This is a genomic window from Serratia sp. BNK-10 (genome assembly GCF_047456065.1).
GTDB classification, from domain to species: domain Bacteria; phylum Pseudomonadota; class Gammaproteobacteria; order Enterobacterales; family Enterobacteriaceae; genus Serratia; species Serratia ureilytica.
The window spans coordinates 2506059-2519735 of sequence record NZ_CP179894.1; the positions used below are offsets into that span (position 1 = coordinate 2506059).

The window sequence follows — 13677 nt, forward strand, 5'->3', positions numbered from 1 at the left end:
AGAGGAAACTCGCATGTTACAAATCAGCACCGCAGATATCTTGAAAATCGTCCTACCGACCGTCATTACGCTGTTTATCGCCGTGGTCAAAACGCCTTTTCGCATTCGGCGGGAAAACCACGATAAGCTGTTAAACCTGCTCGAATCCGTCGAGAAGCCCCAAAGCGCCCCCATACGTCTGTTGCGGTTTCGCGACTATATCGGCAACCGCAGCGCCGGCCTTGTTACGCTGCAGCTGCTGCTGGCATTGCCGGATAGCGTAGCGGCACTGGAACGCTATCGTTTCACCGGTGGCCGTCAGCAAATCTTGCGCGCCACGCCCGCAGGCTTCGTTTTGCGGCCAAGCGCCAATAACGCGTTCAAGCGTTTCTTGCTTTCCTGTCGCTATTTCTTGCTGTATTTGGTGTTCGTTACGTTGCTGGTGCTTTTCCCTGCTTTGACTCAATGGGGACTGCAGCAGTTAGGGGTATTGATTACGCCCTATTCACTCCGCTATCTGCCTAATGCGCGCATCACCGACGGCTGGCAGCTGCTGTTCCCCGGTTTATTATTTATTATCATTATGTTCAGCCTGGCATACCTGACCTTCAGGCAGCTGGCACGCGCGGGCAACCTCAGTTCGGAACGCGCCTTTTATCGCTACTATCAACGAGCGCGTGAGGAACAACTATGCCGGGAAGTCCTGAGACAGCTGCGCGCTGCGCTGCGCCGAACCTGACGAGAATGCGCCGCCTGCGCTGCATCGCAATGGCCGCCCTGCTGCTGTTCGGCCAATCGGCGCGTGCAGAGCCGGTGTTAGAACGCCTCGCCACGCCCTATCACGCGCCGACGGCGGCGGGTTCACTGCCTTATTTTGTCGCGCACGCTCACTCCCCCCAGCCGCGCACCGCGCTGGTGGTGATGCACGGCCACCCGCGCGATGTCGCCAAGACATTGCAAGCGGCGATCGACGCCGCGCAGGGAGCGGGAGACAACAGCTTGCTGGTCGCCCCGCTGTTCCAGGTGCCGGAGACGCTTGCCGCCCGCTGCCGTTCCGCCGGGCTACCGGCGCCGCAAGAGGGGGACGCCCTGTGGCACTGCGGCTCCTGGATCGAAGGCGGTTTGGATAATGGCGGGAAAACCGGCTCGTTCAACGCCATGGATAACCTGCTGGCCGATCTGAAACGGCGCTGGCCGTCGTTGCAGTCGATCACCGTCGCCGGTTTCTCCGCCGGCGCCCAATTCGTGCAGCATTATGTCGGCTTCGCCGACCCGCCGGACGGAGTGCGTCTGCGCTATGTCGTCGCCGATCCGGGCAGCTGGCTCTATTTTGACAACCTGCGTCCGGAGCGCTGTGGCAGTGAAAAAACCTGTCGCTTCCGCTGGCAAACGCTGGACGCCGGCCAGTGCCCACAGGCTAACCAGTGGAAATATGGTCCGGAAGCGCTTCCTGCTCACCTGCAGCGCACCGCCGACGCAGCCCGCCGGCGCTATGCGGCGGCGGATATCACCTACCTGGCCGCAGACGGTGATACCGGCACCGCGCCGGGCGCCTACTATCGGATACTCGACAAATCCTGCGCCGCCCAGCTGCAGGGCCCCTACCGGTTGCAGCGCGCCCTGGCCTATGCCGACTATGACCGGCGCTATCTGGCGCCGGAGAAGCCGCATCGGTTAACCCTCGTTCCCAGCTGCGGACACAACGTCGCCTGCGTCTTTCCCGCGCAGGCGGCCAGGCAAGCGCTGTTCTCCATTAATGCAGACTAATAATAACGGCATTGAAATAAACCATTGCCGATAAATCAGACAATATCGCCGATAAAGCGCTGGTAATGCCGTTATTATTATGACTTAACATATTGCTATCAATTTTAATTCAAAATGATAATAATAAATCAACACAAAGCTGTTTCAGCGCAAATTTTAGGGGCATATACTTTTCTCACTACGAGGAGGTAGTTATGTTACGCGACCATTTAAAAATAAACGCCAGCGATACGCTGGAAAAAATCAGCAATATCCATTTGCAAAACCAGGGCCAGGAAGAGATCAGTGAGTTTGTGGTGAAAAACGCCGCCGGCCTGCAGATTGGCAAGGTCTCCGTCCACGATCGTTTCAGTACCCGTCGTTCTTATCCCACCAGCTACCGCATTACTCAGACCGATATGAGTGGCCGCGTAGTGGTGGACGCCATGCGGGACTGTCTGTAAGCGTAACCGCTCTCTGAAATAGACAATATTAATGTGATGATGGCAACCCTGTTTATTATTAAACGGGGTTTATCGCGTGGAAAAATTAATTAGCCTCGTGGTTTCGCCGTCGAGAAAATAACGCCCCCGCATTGCGCGGGGGCGATAAATAAGCCCACTCAGTGTTTGATGATATACATCGTTTGGCTATAGGCCACGTCTTCCGGATTGGTGATCGGGTAGCCTTTTACCCACGGTTTGATCAGGCGGCCGTTGGTGTATTGGTATATCGGCGCGATTGGCGCCTGATCGGCAATGATCTGTTCCATCTTGTTGTAATCGGCAGTCACCGCCGCCGGGTTGGTTTCCCGCCCCGCCTGCGCCAGCAGCTTGTCGTAGTCCGCGTTCTTGAACTTGGCGATATTGCCGCTGTGGGTGGAGGTCAGCAGCGACAGGAAGGTCGACGCCTCGTTATAGTCACCCACCCAGGAGGCGCGGATCACATCGAAATTGCCGGTATTGCGGCTGTCGATGTAAGTTTTCCACTCTTGGTTTTGCAACTTGACGTCAATCCCCAGCTTTTTCTTCCACATCGAGGCCACGGCGATGGCGATTTTCTGGTGGCTCTCGGAAGTGTTATACAGCAGCGTCAGCTTCAGCGGGTTGTTCGGGCCGTAACCGGCCGCCTGCAGCAAGGCCTTGGCCTGTGCGTCCAGCTCCGCCTGCGGCTGCTGTTGCAGCAAACTCGCCTCGGGTTTGAACCCGGCGGTGACGTCCGGCGTGAAGTGATAAGCCGGTTTTTCACCGGTGCCCAACACTTTCTCCGCGATAATCTTGCGATCGATGGCGTAGGACAAGGCCTGACGCACCCGCACGTCGTTGGTCGGCGCACGCTGGGTGTTGAACGCGTAATAATAGGTGCCGAGCTGATCCGGGGTGTACACCTGCCCCGGGATGTCTTTCAGCAGCTTCTGATACATGTTTTTCGGGAAGGATTCGGTGATGTCGATGTCACCCGCCAGGTAACGCTTGGTGGCGTTGGATTCCTGGTTGATCGGCACGAAGGTCACTTTGGTCAGCACGGTGCGCGCATGATCCCAGTAATGGTCATTAGGCGTCAGCACCAGCTTCTCGTTCACCACCCGCTCCTGCAGTTTGAACGCGCCGTTGCCCACCAGATTGCCGACCTTGGTCCAGTCATTGCCGTATTTTTCCACCACCGCCTTGTTCACCGGGAACAGGCTGAAGTTGGCCGTCAGGCTGACGAAGTACGGCACCGGCTTGTCCAACTGCACCTTGAGCGTGTAGTCATCCGGCGCCGATACGCCCAAGCGATCGGCCGGCAGTTTGCCGCTGATGATCTGCTCGGCGTTCTGGATCCCCGCCAGTTGCGCGAACCAGGCGAACGGCGACAGATTTTTCGGTTCTACCAGCCGCTGCCAGCTGTAAACGAAGTCTTTTGCCGTGACAGGGTCACCGTTTGACCAACGCGCGTCTTTACGCAGATGGAAAATATAAGTCTGATTGTCGCTGGTCTGCCAGCGGGTGGCGACGCCGGGGATCACTTTGCCGTTGGCGTCCTGATTGACCAGCCCTTCGAACAGATCGCGCGCCAGCTGAGCCTCCGGCAAGCCAACCGCTTTGATCGGATCGAGCGAGGCCGGTTCGTCTTTAATGTGGCGCACGATTTCCTGTTTGTCCGCCAGCGCGGTGCCCGGGGGAACCTGCGCCGCCATGGCGCTGCTCATACAGGCGCCGATCGCCGCCGCGCAGAGCGCCAAACGAAAACCCCGTTGCATTTTTTTTCCCGTCATTATGATTTGTCCCCCGTTAACCATCTGAATTTTTTATCATATAGCACAAGATCCATCCGGCCTAGAGCCCGCGGGCGAGAAGTTGCAAAAAGTGCGATTCAGGCGATAAAAAACCCGTGCGGCGCAGGGCGGCACGGGTGGGATTACGGCAGCGACCGTCAGTCGTACAGGTGGATGCTGTTGATGCGGTAGCTGAACTCTTCACCCTCTTCTTCATCGAACACGGTGAAAAAGCCTTTCTCAGCCAGCGGACGGGCCGAGATATCGGTTTTTTGCAGCTGACGCGCATCCGCGTCGTCGTAGCCGTAGTCGAGATAGAAGGCATCTTTCTGGTAATCGATATGCAGGGTGAACGGATAGTTCGATTCGTCCCCGCGCCCGTCGTCATTTTTCACCACGCCGAACCATTCCCCCTGACGGATCTGGTTTTCAGCGTCTACGCCGCACAGCAGCGTGATGGTGTCATTTTCATTTTCGCTATAGCTGGCGATGATTCTGGCTACTGGCATGTTAAATCCTCTTGCGGGTGATTGGCTTAGCTCTGCCGTTAGTATAACAACAGCCTCAGGCCAGGTGCGGTTTAATTGGCGTTTTCGCCGCTACCGCATCACAGATCGCGCAAACGCCGCACAATTGCGATGGGAAAGATGTCTCAAAGCGTAATACACTGAATAAAATGACAATGACTCTCGGCCTTTAACTCAGGGACAACACCATGACCGAACATCGACCGCGCAGTGAACGTGGCCAGTTGGCCGTCGCAGGAGAGAACTACGGCAGCTCGCTGCTGGGCGCGCCGCTGCTCTATTTCCCGGCGGCGGTCAGCGGCCCGGAAACCGGGCTGATCATCGCCGGCACCCACGGCGATGAGAGCGCCGCCATCGTAACCCTGTCCTGCGCGCTGCGCAGCATCGCCCCCGAACAGTTGCGCCACCACGTGGTGCTGGCGGTCAACCCCGACGGCTGTCAGCTGGGGCTGCGCGCCAATGCCAACGGCGTCGATCTGAACCGCAACTTCCCGGCCGCCAACTGGCGCTCCGGCGACACCGTCTATCGCTGGAACAGCGCGGCGCCGGTGCGCGACGTCAGGCTCTCCACCGGCGGGCGCCCCGGCTCCGAACCGGAAACCCAGGCGCTGTGTCATCTGATCCATCGCCTGAAGCCGCATTGGGTGGTGTCGTTCCATGAGCCGCTGGCCTGCATCGAAGATCCCGCCAGCTCGCGGCTCGGCGTTTGGCTGTCGCACAAGTTCGAGCTGCCGCTGGTGACCAGCGTCGGCTATGAAACGCCCGGTTCGTTCGGCAGTTGGTGCGCGGATCTGTCGCTGCCGTGCATCACCGCCGAATTCCCGCCGATCTCCGCCGATGCCGCCAGCGAGCGCTACATCGACGCCATGACCGAACTGCTGACCTACCCGAATTAATCCCTACGGGGCGAGATCGACGATCGCCCCGCATTCGAACGCCAGACCCGGTTCGACGTCCCGCGCCAGCCAGGTCGGGCCGTCCAGATCGACGAAGCGCGCCGCCGGCGCCAGCGGCAAGGCGGCGGATATCGCCCGCGACGTGCACAACATGCAGCCGAGCATGATGGCGAATCCCTGTTCGCGCGCGGCCTGCGCCAGCGCCAGCGCCTCGGTCAAGCCGCCGGTTTTGTCCAGTTTGATGTTGACCATCTGATAGCGTTGCGCCAACCGCGGCAGATCGGCGCGGGTGTGGCAGCTCTCATCGGCGCAGATCGGCAGCGGATGAATAAAGTGTTCCAATGCGGCGTCGTCACCGGCCGGCAGCGGCTGCTCCAGCATCGCTACGCCGAGATCGGCCAACAGCTGGCAGCGTGCCGCCAGCCCTTCCGCCTGCCAGGATTCATTGGCATCGACAATCAGCGTCGTCTGCGGCACCGCGGCGCGGATCGCCACCAGCCGCTCGCTGATATAGTGATCGTCGAGTTTAATCTTCAGCAGCGTGGCGCCCTGCTGCTCCAGCTCACGCGCGGCGAAGGCCATCGCTTCCGGCGTACCGATGCTGACGGTCTGCGCCATGCGGATCTGCGCCGGCGCCGTCACGCCGCTGCGCTGCCACAGGCTCTGCCCGTGCAGACCACACTCCAAATCCCACAGCGCCGAGTCCAGCGCGTTGCGGGCCGCGCCCGCCGGCATCTGCGTCAGTAGCTGCTCGCGGGTGATGCCCTGCGCGATCGCCGGCGCCATCTCAGCCAGCTGCGTCATCACCGATTCCTCGCTCTCGCCATAGCGCGGATACGGCGTGCATTCGCCGACGCCGCGCACGCCCTGCTGTTCGATTTCGACCACCACCACCCGGGCTTCGGTGCGGCTGCCGCGCGCGATCACGAAGGCGGTGTGCAGCGGCCAGGCTTCCGGGTAAAAACGCATGTCTCTCATAACGGCTCCTGAGCGAAAACTGCGCATCCAGGCAGGCTGATGCGCCGGTGATGTTTTATAGAACAGCCTAATATATACAACTATTTAGCAAACTTTGATATCCAATCCGCCCCGCTTGTCATAAACTGGCGTCAGGGTGTGAACCTGATGTTAACAGCCGTCGCCGGCGCGCCGTTTTATCAGGTTCATACCCTTTGTATAAACACCTGTAAAAGGAATCTAGCAATGACTCAGACAGTACATTTTCAAGGCAATCCGGTCAGCGTAGCGGGCAAACTGCCACAGCAGGGCGAACAGGCCAAGGCCTTCTCGCTGGTTGCCAAAGACCTGTCAGACGTAGCGCTGAGCAGCTTCGCGGGTAAACGCAAAGTCCTGAACATCTTCCCAAGCATCGATACCGGCGTCTGCGCGACGTCGGTGCGTAAATTCAACCAGTTGGCCAGCGGCCTGGATAACACCGTGGTGCTGTGCATCTCCGCCGATCTGCCGTTCGCCCAGTCTCGTTTCTGCGGCGCGGAAGGCCTGAGCAACGTGGTCACGCTGTCCACCCTGCGCGGCGCCGAGTTCAAACAGGCGTACGGCGTTGAAATCGCCGAAGGTCCATTGGCGGGTCTGACCGCGCGTGCGGTCGTGGTGCTGGATGGCCAGGACAACGTGCTGTACAGCGAGCTGGTGAACGAAATCACCACCGAGCCGGATTACGACGCGGCGCTGGCAGCGCTGAAATAATAAAGCCGGCGAACACCGGCTTTGGATACACGGGAAGGCGCCGCAAGGCGCCTTTTTTATTCTTCGCCCTCAGCGCCGCCTTTGCGGCTGCTCAGGCCATACTCGCGCAGCTTGTTGGCGATGGCGGTATGGGAAACGCCCAACCGCTTCGCCAGCTTGCGGGTGCTGGGATAGGTGCGATACAGGCGCGTCAGCACCGAGCGTTCGAAACGCTTGCTGATGTCGTCCAGCGAACCGTCCAGCACCTCGTCGCCCAGCGACATCTCCACCTCGAACTCCGGCAACACGATATCCTGCGGCCGCAGTTCGTAGCCTTCGGTTTGCGTCAGCGCGCGGTAGATGGCGTTTTTCAGCTGGCGCACGTTACCCGGCCAGCCGTATTTGCTGAGGAAGCTGCCCAGATCGTTCGCCAGCTTAGGCCGCGCCACGCCCTGCTCATCGGCGAAGCGCGCCACGAACAGCTCGGTCAGCGGCATGATGTCCTGCGGACGTTCGCGCAGCGGCGGAATGGTGATGGTCAGCACGTTGAGGCGATAATAGAGGTCTTCGCGGAATTCGCCGCGCTGCACCAGCTCGGTCAGGTTCTTCTGGGTGGCGCAGATCACGCGCACGTCGACGTGCACCTCATGCTCTTCGCCGACCCGGCGGAACGTGCCGTCATTGAGAAAACGCAACAGTTTGGTCTGCATGCGCGGCGACATTTCGCCAATCTCATCCAGCAGCACCGAACCGCCGTTGGCCTGCTCGAAGAAGCCCTTTTTGCCTTCCAGCGCGTTGGGATAAGCGCCCGGCGCATGGCCGAACAGCTCGCTCTCCACCACGTCATCCGGCAGCGCGGCGCAGTTCAGCGCCAGGAACGGCTGTTTGCCGCGCGGGCTGCGCAGGTGGCAGGCGCGAGCCAGAATATCCTTGCCGGTGCCGGTATCGCCCACGATCAGCAGCGGCGCATCGAGCATCGCCAGTTTGCGCGCCTGCTCCAGCACGTGACGCATCTTGGCGCTCACCGCGACGATGTGATCGAATTCGGTATCGTCGTTCACCGACAGATTTTGCAGTTGGCGGCCCATGCGCGCGGTGGACTTCAACATCACCACCGCGCCGACCGCAGCCGGCTGTTGCTGTTCGTCCTCCAGATAGATAGGCGTAATGTCCATCAGGAAGTCCTGGCTGCGGATCACCACCCGTTCTGAGTGCGGCGCCGTATGCTCACTCTCCAGCCAGCGGCTGAAGTTATAGCCGCCGATCAACGCCCCGGCGGTCTGGTTGCGGATCTTGTCTTCGTTCAGGCTGAACAACGCCAGCGCCGCCGGATTGGCCAGCTCGACCTTGCCCTTCATGTCGATAGAGAACACCGGCTCCGGCATCGACTCCAGCAGCGCACGCAGCGCGCGATGCTCGCGTTCGGAAGGCATAAAGCTGACGGTGCGCACGTCGGTCACGCCGGCGATGCGGCGGATCTCCGCCATCAGCGCGCGGAAAGTATCGAAGTCCAGCTGGGAGAAATTGAGGTAAATGCGGCCGATGGGATCGATCTCGATGCCACGTAAATCAATGCTGCGCGATACCAAAAGATCGAGTAATTCTCGAGTGAGACCGAGGCGGTCTTCGCAAAATACTTCCAAACGCATCAGTGTTGGCCTTATCTCTGCAGGTGCGGGGATCGTTAGCGATGATGATACTCCCTCGCACCGGGCGGTAGAAGCGATCTGTCAGCAAAAGTTGACAGAACTCTGATTTATTGCCGTGGTTGCTGATTTTAAACGCAAGCGAATAACAGCATCGGCGTCATTTTAGCCCACGAACAGAGAGTTATCACAGACAGATTTAATTTTGCAGATATTTATCACGCAATCACAGGGGGATCGACTATCGTCAAGTCTCGATTACGTCCGGCGTTGGCGCCGGTGAAATAACGGCGCTGCCAGGAGCGCCGTCGCGGGGTTATTTGGTCTTGCCGTCACTCTTTTTCAGCGTGTCTTTCAATTGGCCGATCAGCTGGCTGCGGAAATCGCCAAGCTTCGGTTTTTCCCCTTCCAGCCACGGCAGCGGGCGACACAGTTCCATCGCCTTGATGCCCAGCCGCGCGGTCAACAACCCGGCGCCGATGCCCTGCGCCGCGCGCGCCGACAGCCGCGCCGCCAGATCCTGCGACATCCAGTCCATGCCCACTTCGCGCACCAGTTCGGAGGCGCCGGCAAAGGCGATGTTGAGCAGCACCAACCGGAACAAACGAATGCGGCTGAAGTAGCCCAGTTCGATGCCATACAACGCGGCGATGCGGTTAATCAAACGGATGTTGCGCCAGGCGATAAACGCCATATCCACCAGTGCCAACGGGCTGACGGCAATCATCAGCGTCGATTCGGCGGCGGAGCGGCTGATTTCTCGCCGCGCTTGGTTGTCGAGCACCGGCTGCACCAGTTTGGCGTACAGCTCCACCACTTCACGGTCATTTTGGGTTTCATGCAGCGAGGCCTGCCAACGCTGCAACGCCGGATGCCCCTGATCCAGCCCGGCCTGGCGCGCCAGTTTCTCGCAGAATTCGCGCCCTTGCCCCAGTCCGTGGCTGTGCAACAGCTCGCGCGCCACGTCGCGCTCTTCCGCGCGCTGGCGCAGCCGATACAAACGCCGCCATTCGGTGACCACCGAACCGACGCCGGCGAACACGATCAGGCCGCCGGCCACGCCGCCGCCCATGGCGATCCAGTCCTGCTGCACCCAGGCGGTATGCACCCACTGCACGCCCTGCGCCACCACGCTGACGCCGAACAGCGCCAGCCCGGCGGTGACCATTTTGCGCCACAGGCTGCGTTTCGGCTTCAGCGCAGCGTTGATGATGCCCTCGGCGCGCCCTTCTTCCTCCTCCTGCTGCAGCTCCGGCGCCGCCGGAAAGAAGCTCTCCGCCTGCTCGGCGTCGAAAGCGACGCCGGCGCGCAACGTCGGTTCCTGCGGCGGCTGCAACGGCTCGTCAAAATCGATACGCGGTTTGATCGGCTCGCTCATCGCAATTTGTCTCCCAGTAAAAATTCCATCACCGCATCCAGACGGATATGCGGCAACGGGCTGTCCACGCTCATGGCGCGCGGGCGAAACTCATCGAAGTGAAATCCCTGGCTCTGCCAGAACGCCGGCCCCGGCAAACGGGCCGGCACTTCGCCGGGGAACACCGTCAGCGGCGCGCCGTCGCTGAGGCGATTGCCCTTCAGCGCCGGAATACGCTGCCCCTGATGATCGACAATGCCGCTCTCGGTCGCCTGCACCGAGGCCAGGCCGACGCAATCCATGCTGATGCCTTCGAACGCCGCGTTCTGCCACGCCTCTTGCACCAGCTGTTGCAGCAACGACACCAGATTGGCGCGCTGATCGGCGGTGATGTGGTCCGCCTTGGTGGCGGCGAACATCAGTTTGTCGATGGTCGGCGAGAACAAGCGGCGAAACAGCGTGCGTTTGCCGTAATGGAAACTCTGCATCAGTTGGGTCAGCGCCAGGCGCATGTCGTTGAACGCCTGCGGGCCGCTGTTGAGCGGCTGCAGGCAGTCAACCAGCACGATTTGCCGATCGAAACGGACAAAATGCTCTTTATAGAAGTTTTTGACGATCGACTGGCAGTAATAATTGAACCGAGCGCGCAGCATGCCGATATTGGTGTGTTTGTCGGCCTGCGCCAGTTTCGACTCGCCCGCCGCGGCAACATCGGGCCACGGGAAAAACTGCAGCGCCGGTGCGCCGGCCATGTCGCCCGGCAGCACAAAACGGCCCGGCTGAATGAAATGCAGACCTTCGCTTTTGCAGCGCAACAGATAATCGGTGTAGGCCTGGGCGATCGCCGCCAGGCGATTTTCGTCGGCCGGGGCCAGCGGATCGCAGGTTTTACACAGGTCAAGCCAGGGCTTGGCCCATTCGGCGCGTTCCCCCTGCAGCAGCCCGGTCATCTGCCGCGACCAGGCCAGGTAATCCTGCTCGAGCATCGGCAGATCCAGCAACCATTCGCCCGGATAATCGACGATCTCCAGGTACAGCGTCGAGGTGTCTTTGAAATGGCGCAGCAACGAGTCGTTGGAGCGGTAACGCAGCGCCAGTCGGATTTCGCTGACGCCGCGCGTCGGCGTCGGCCAGGCCGGCGGCGCGCCGTACAGCTGCGCCAGCCCTTCGTCGTAGGTGAAACGTTGGATGCCGAGATCGCGCTGCGGGATGCGCTTGACGCCCAGCAGGCGTTCTTCGCGCACCGGTGAAAACAGTGGCATGCGCGCGCCGCTGTGCACATGCAGCAGTTGATTGACGAAGGCGGTGATAAAGGCGGTTTTGCCGCTGCGGCTCAGGCCGGTCACCGCCAGGCGCAGATGGCGATCCATTCCGCGGTTGACCAGCGAGGTTAACTCATTTTGCAGTCGTTTCATTTTGCCTGGAGTCACATCCTTTTATTCACTAAAACATGCAGTTACACGGTAACACTTCGCTAACCACATGGCCTATGCTCACTATTATAGCCATAAGCAGAGTGAGATTTGCCACAGATGAAAATTGCCACCTTCTCAACTTAACCGACAACGCTTTGTGTAAGACATAGCCGAGCAACCTAATATCGCCCCCTATACAAAGACGAGATAGTATTACCCCCACAGGAATAATCAGAATCACTCGTACTAACGATACAACCCCTTCATCAAAACGTTTATGTCAATACGAATATTAACCGGAGAATCCGATGAGCACAATTAATTTCGAGCGTGGCCTGACCATTATAAATTCGATGGCAACACTTAAAAACACCCAACCAGAATATGACGGTCAACGCATAATCTTAACCGAGTATTATCAAGGAAAGGGTAAAGGTGGTGGTGTATTTACAGGACACACCAACGCGGTAAATGCTATTGACGACGGTGGCTATTCGACGCTTAAAGTCAATCAATCCCCAGCAGCGTGGTATCGTAATGACTTAACCCAGCTTTCTTTATACGACGGGGGATGTGATCTTACTCTTGACGATAATGGCCCCCTGATTCAAAACATTGCACTGATCAGAGGTGAACGCTCCGTAAAGATTCCAAGCGGCTATTGGAATATTAAAACACCGGTCATCTTTCCAGCCAACAGTGGAATTTCCCTTTACGGTGAAAGCAGTTACAACGGTCGTGCCGTGCTCGTCTACAACGGACAAGATTTGGCAGAACAGACTGATATAACAGGGATTATAACCATCGACGCCGCTCAGGGAGAAATAACCTATAGCGGTGTCAGTTTCAGAAACTTCCAGCTAAGGGGAAATAACAAGACGATTTGCGGACTGAGTATAAAATACGCAAGCTATGTGCATGCCCAGAATGTAAGCATTCTTTACTGTCGGGGAGCCGGTCTTTATTTAGATAAGGTTCAGGATAGTTACTTCAAATTCGTCGAGGTTCAAGGCTGCGGCAGAACGTCGGGAGATTATGATAACTACCTGGACATCACTGACTTCAATAAGATGCTTCTTGCCCCCATTCATTTAACATCAACAATGCAAAATGACCACTGCAACATGTTACGATTCGAAGATTGTCAATGGGAAGCCAATTTGATAAGCCCGACTATCTATGTTAATGGTGGAATAGGACTTTGGTTTAAAAACCTACATATGGAACATCGAACCGGCCCGCTTCAAAAATTGATCGGCAACAATCCCAATGCCAGCTGTCTATTATATATGAATAATTCTGGCGAAGTTTACCTCAATGAAGTTCAGGCATCAGAGATAAAACACTTAGTCTATAGCTCTGGATACGGTGTTTTATATGCTACAAATATTAATCGAGGAGGGAACATTACTCACGCAGCATCAGGCAAAAAATTCAATGTGTTCATGAATGGGTGCTGGCTTCAGGATATGGACTTTTCATCCAGTGTAAAAGCCATGATCAGCAATTGCCGACTAGCCAGTTTGACCTGGCGATACCCTGCTTATCCAAGTACTATTTCGGACACCCACTTTTCCGGCAACGTTGCTTTGACAGAAGATGGAGCCAACCCACGTATCGATTTGGTCGACTGCCAGTATGGCAGCGTGAAAAGCAATACCAGCAATCTACGTTTCCTCGGCGGGCGTTGCTCGGGAGATTTTTACTATGTCTCACGATCGGGGGCTGGCTCGGTCATTGACGTTGACGTTGAAGGCAACACGACCATCAGCACCAGTTACGGCTGTTCATATCAGCCTGGAAAATCCAACTATACCGCAGTACGGATCGCCGACGGCCCCAAAGAGCTCGGCGGCGTAATGCGCCCCATTGGTTCCGAATGGTTCAATACTGCTGTGGCCGGTGACGAAGAAGGTGCCATCTATAGCTGGGTGAAAACGACTACCGGGTGGCGCCCCTCCAGTCGCATCAGTCGTTTCGGCACGAGCTTATCTTCCATGACGTTTGCTCAACTTCCTGCTGCGAATGTTTGCAAAGGCACCGCTATTTTTTGCACCAATACCGCAGCAAATCCATCGGCACAGGCAATCATAAGCAACGGTTCGAATTGGGTCTATTTGGCAACCCCGGGGACAAAAGTCACCGCAGCGAATTGAATGAACGATATC

Annotated in this window: 12 protein-coding genes; 6 read left to right on the forward strand and 6 right to left on the reverse strand. The window is 58.0% G+C overall.

Features of this window, described 5'->3' with window-relative positions:
• Positions 1-13: 13 nt before the first annotated feature.
• The 3 genes from ACMGG9_RS12180 (at position 14) to ACMGG9_RS12190 (ending at position 2189) form a co-directional block, all read left to right on the forward strand.
• A complete protein-coding gene (locus ACMGG9_RS12180; RefSeq protein WP_414162240.1) occupies positions 14-718 on the forward strand; it encodes a hypothetical protein in 705 nt (234 codons plus the stop codon).
• Positions 670-1746, forward strand: coding sequence for a hypothetical protein (locus tag ACMGG9_RS12185; RefSeq protein ID WP_414162241.1), 1077 nt, complete (start codon positions 670-672; stop codon positions 1744-1746). The genes ACMGG9_RS12180 and ACMGG9_RS12185 overlap by 49 nt, the downstream gene beginning before the upstream one ends.
• A gap of 194 nt (positions 1747-1940) precedes the next feature.
• A complete protein-coding gene (locus ACMGG9_RS12190) occupies positions 1941-2189 on the forward strand; it encodes a hypothetical protein (RefSeq protein ID WP_004930507.1) in 249 nt (82 codons plus the stop codon).
• A 158-nt stretch (positions 2190-2347) separates the two neighbouring features.
• Here the strand turns inward: ACMGG9_RS12190 and ACMGG9_RS12195 are convergent, their stop codons facing one another.
• Positions 2348-3982 carry a peptide ABC transporter substrate-binding protein gene (locus tag ACMGG9_RS12195; protein WP_033650282.1) on the reverse strand — a complete coding sequence of 545 codons (1635 nt, stop codon included), beginning with the start codon at positions 3980-3982 and terminating at the stop codon, positions 2348-2350.
• A gap of 158 nt (positions 3983-4140) precedes the next feature.
• A complete protein-coding gene (locus ACMGG9_RS12200) occupies positions 4141-4491 on the reverse strand; it encodes a hypothetical protein (protein WP_015378006.1) in 351 nt (116 codons plus the stop codon).
• Between the two features lie 206 nt (positions 4492-4697).
• Between ACMGG9_RS12200 and mpaA the strand changes: the two genes are divergently transcribed.
• Complete coding sequence (gene mpaA, locus ACMGG9_RS12205; RefSeq protein ID WP_033643228.1) at positions 4698-5405, forward strand: murein tripeptide amidase MpaA; 708 nt, start codon at positions 4698-4700, stop codon at positions 5403-5405.
• 3 nt (positions 5406-5408) lie between these two features.
• On the opposite strand, the gene ycjG is transcribed toward mpaA, so the two are convergent.
• Entirely contained in the window at positions 5409-6383 is a 975-nt protein-coding gene (ycjG, locus tag ACMGG9_RS12210; RefSeq protein ID WP_414162242.1) for an L-Ala-D/L-Glu epimerase, read from the reverse strand.
• Positions 6384-6608: 225 nt separating this feature from the next.
• Here ycjG and tpx point away from each other — a divergent pair, with 225 nt between their 5' ends.
• Positions 6609-7112: a thiol peroxidase gene (gene tpx, locus ACMGG9_RS12215; protein WP_004930536.1), complete on the forward strand. Its 504-nt coding sequence runs from the start codon at positions 6609-6611 to the stop codon at positions 7110-7112.
• A 56-nt stretch (positions 7113-7168) separates the two neighbouring features.
• Here the strand turns inward: tpx and tyrR are convergent, their stop codons facing one another.
• The 3 genes from tyrR to ACMGG9_RS12230 form a co-directional block, all read right to left on the reverse strand.
• Positions 7169-8740 carry a transcriptional regulator TyrR gene (gene tyrR, locus ACMGG9_RS12220; RefSeq protein WP_033643230.1) on the reverse strand — a complete coding sequence of 524 codons (1572 nt, stop codon included), beginning with the start codon at positions 8738-8740 and terminating at the stop codon, positions 7169-7171.
• A 313-nt stretch (positions 8741-9053) separates the two neighbouring features.
• Positions 9054-10115 carry a TIGR01620 family protein gene (locus ACMGG9_RS12225; RefSeq protein ID WP_414162243.1) on the reverse strand — a complete coding sequence of 354 codons (1062 nt, stop codon included), beginning with the start codon at positions 10113-10115 and terminating at the stop codon, positions 9054-9056.
• The gene (locus ACMGG9_RS12230) at positions 10112-11509 is read right to left on the reverse strand and encodes a YcjX family protein (RefSeq protein ID WP_414162244.1); all 1398 of its coding nucleotides are present in this window, start codon (positions 11507-11509) and stop codon (positions 10112-10114) included. Before ACMGG9_RS12230 ends, ACMGG9_RS12225 begins: the two co-directional genes overlap by 4 nt.
• 308 nt (positions 11510-11817) lie before the next feature.
• Here ACMGG9_RS12230 and ACMGG9_RS12235 point away from each other — a divergent pair, with 308 nt between their 5' ends.
• A complete protein-coding gene (locus ACMGG9_RS12235; protein ID WP_213587753.1) occupies positions 11818-13665 on the forward strand; it encodes a hypothetical protein in 1848 nt (615 codons plus the stop codon).
• Positions 13666-13677 lie beyond the last annotated feature (12 nt).

What these genes read in the sequence shown, in the direction of transcription:
- ACMGG9_RS12180 (WP_414162240.1), top strand. Translation starts at nt 14, where the DNA reads ATGTTACAAATCAGCACCGCAGATATCTTGAAAATCGTCCTACCGACC.
- ACMGG9_RS12185 (WP_414162241.1), top strand. Translation starts at nt 670, where the DNA reads ATGCCGGGAAGTCCTGAGACAGCTGCGCGCTGCGCTGCGCCGAACCTG.
- ACMGG9_RS12190 (WP_004930507.1), top strand. Translation starts at nt 1,941, where the DNA reads ATGTTACGCGACCATTTAAAAATAAACGCCAGCGATACGCTGGAAAAA.
- ACMGG9_RS12195 (WP_033650282.1), bottom strand. Translation starts at nt 3,982, where the DNA reads ATGACGGGAAAAAAAATGCAACGGGGTTTTCGTTTGGCGCTCTGCGCG.
- ACMGG9_RS12200 (WP_015378006.1), bottom strand. Translation starts at nt 4,491, where the DNA reads ATGCCAGTAGCCAGAATCATCGCCAGCTATAGCGAAAATGAAAATGAC.
- mpaA (WP_033643228.1), top strand. Translation starts at nt 4,698, where the DNA reads ATGACCGAACATCGACCGCGCAGTGAACGTGGCCAGTTGGCCGTCGCA.
- ycjG (WP_414162242.1), bottom strand. Translation starts at nt 6,383, where the DNA reads ATGAGAGACATGCGTTTTTACCCGGAAGCCTGGCCGCTGCACACCGCC.
- tpx (WP_004930536.1), top strand. Translation starts at nt 6,609, where the DNA reads ATGACTCAGACAGTACATTTTCAAGGCAATCCGGTCAGCGTAGCGGGC.
- tyrR (WP_033643230.1), bottom strand. Translation starts at nt 8,740, where the DNA reads ATGCGTTTGGAAGTATTTTGCGAAGACCGCCTCGGTCTCACTCGAGAA.
- ACMGG9_RS12225 (WP_414162243.1), bottom strand. Translation starts at nt 10,115, where the DNA reads ATGAGCGAGCCGATCAAACCGCGTATCGATTTTGACGAGCCGTTGCAG.
- ACMGG9_RS12230 (WP_414162244.1), bottom strand. Translation starts at nt 11,509, where the DNA reads ATGAAACGACTGCAAAATGAGTTAACCTCGCTGGTCAACCGCGGAATG.
- ACMGG9_RS12235 (WP_213587753.1), top strand. Translation starts at nt 11,818, where the DNA reads ATGAGCACAATTAATTTCGAGCGTGGCCTGACCATTATAAATTCGATG.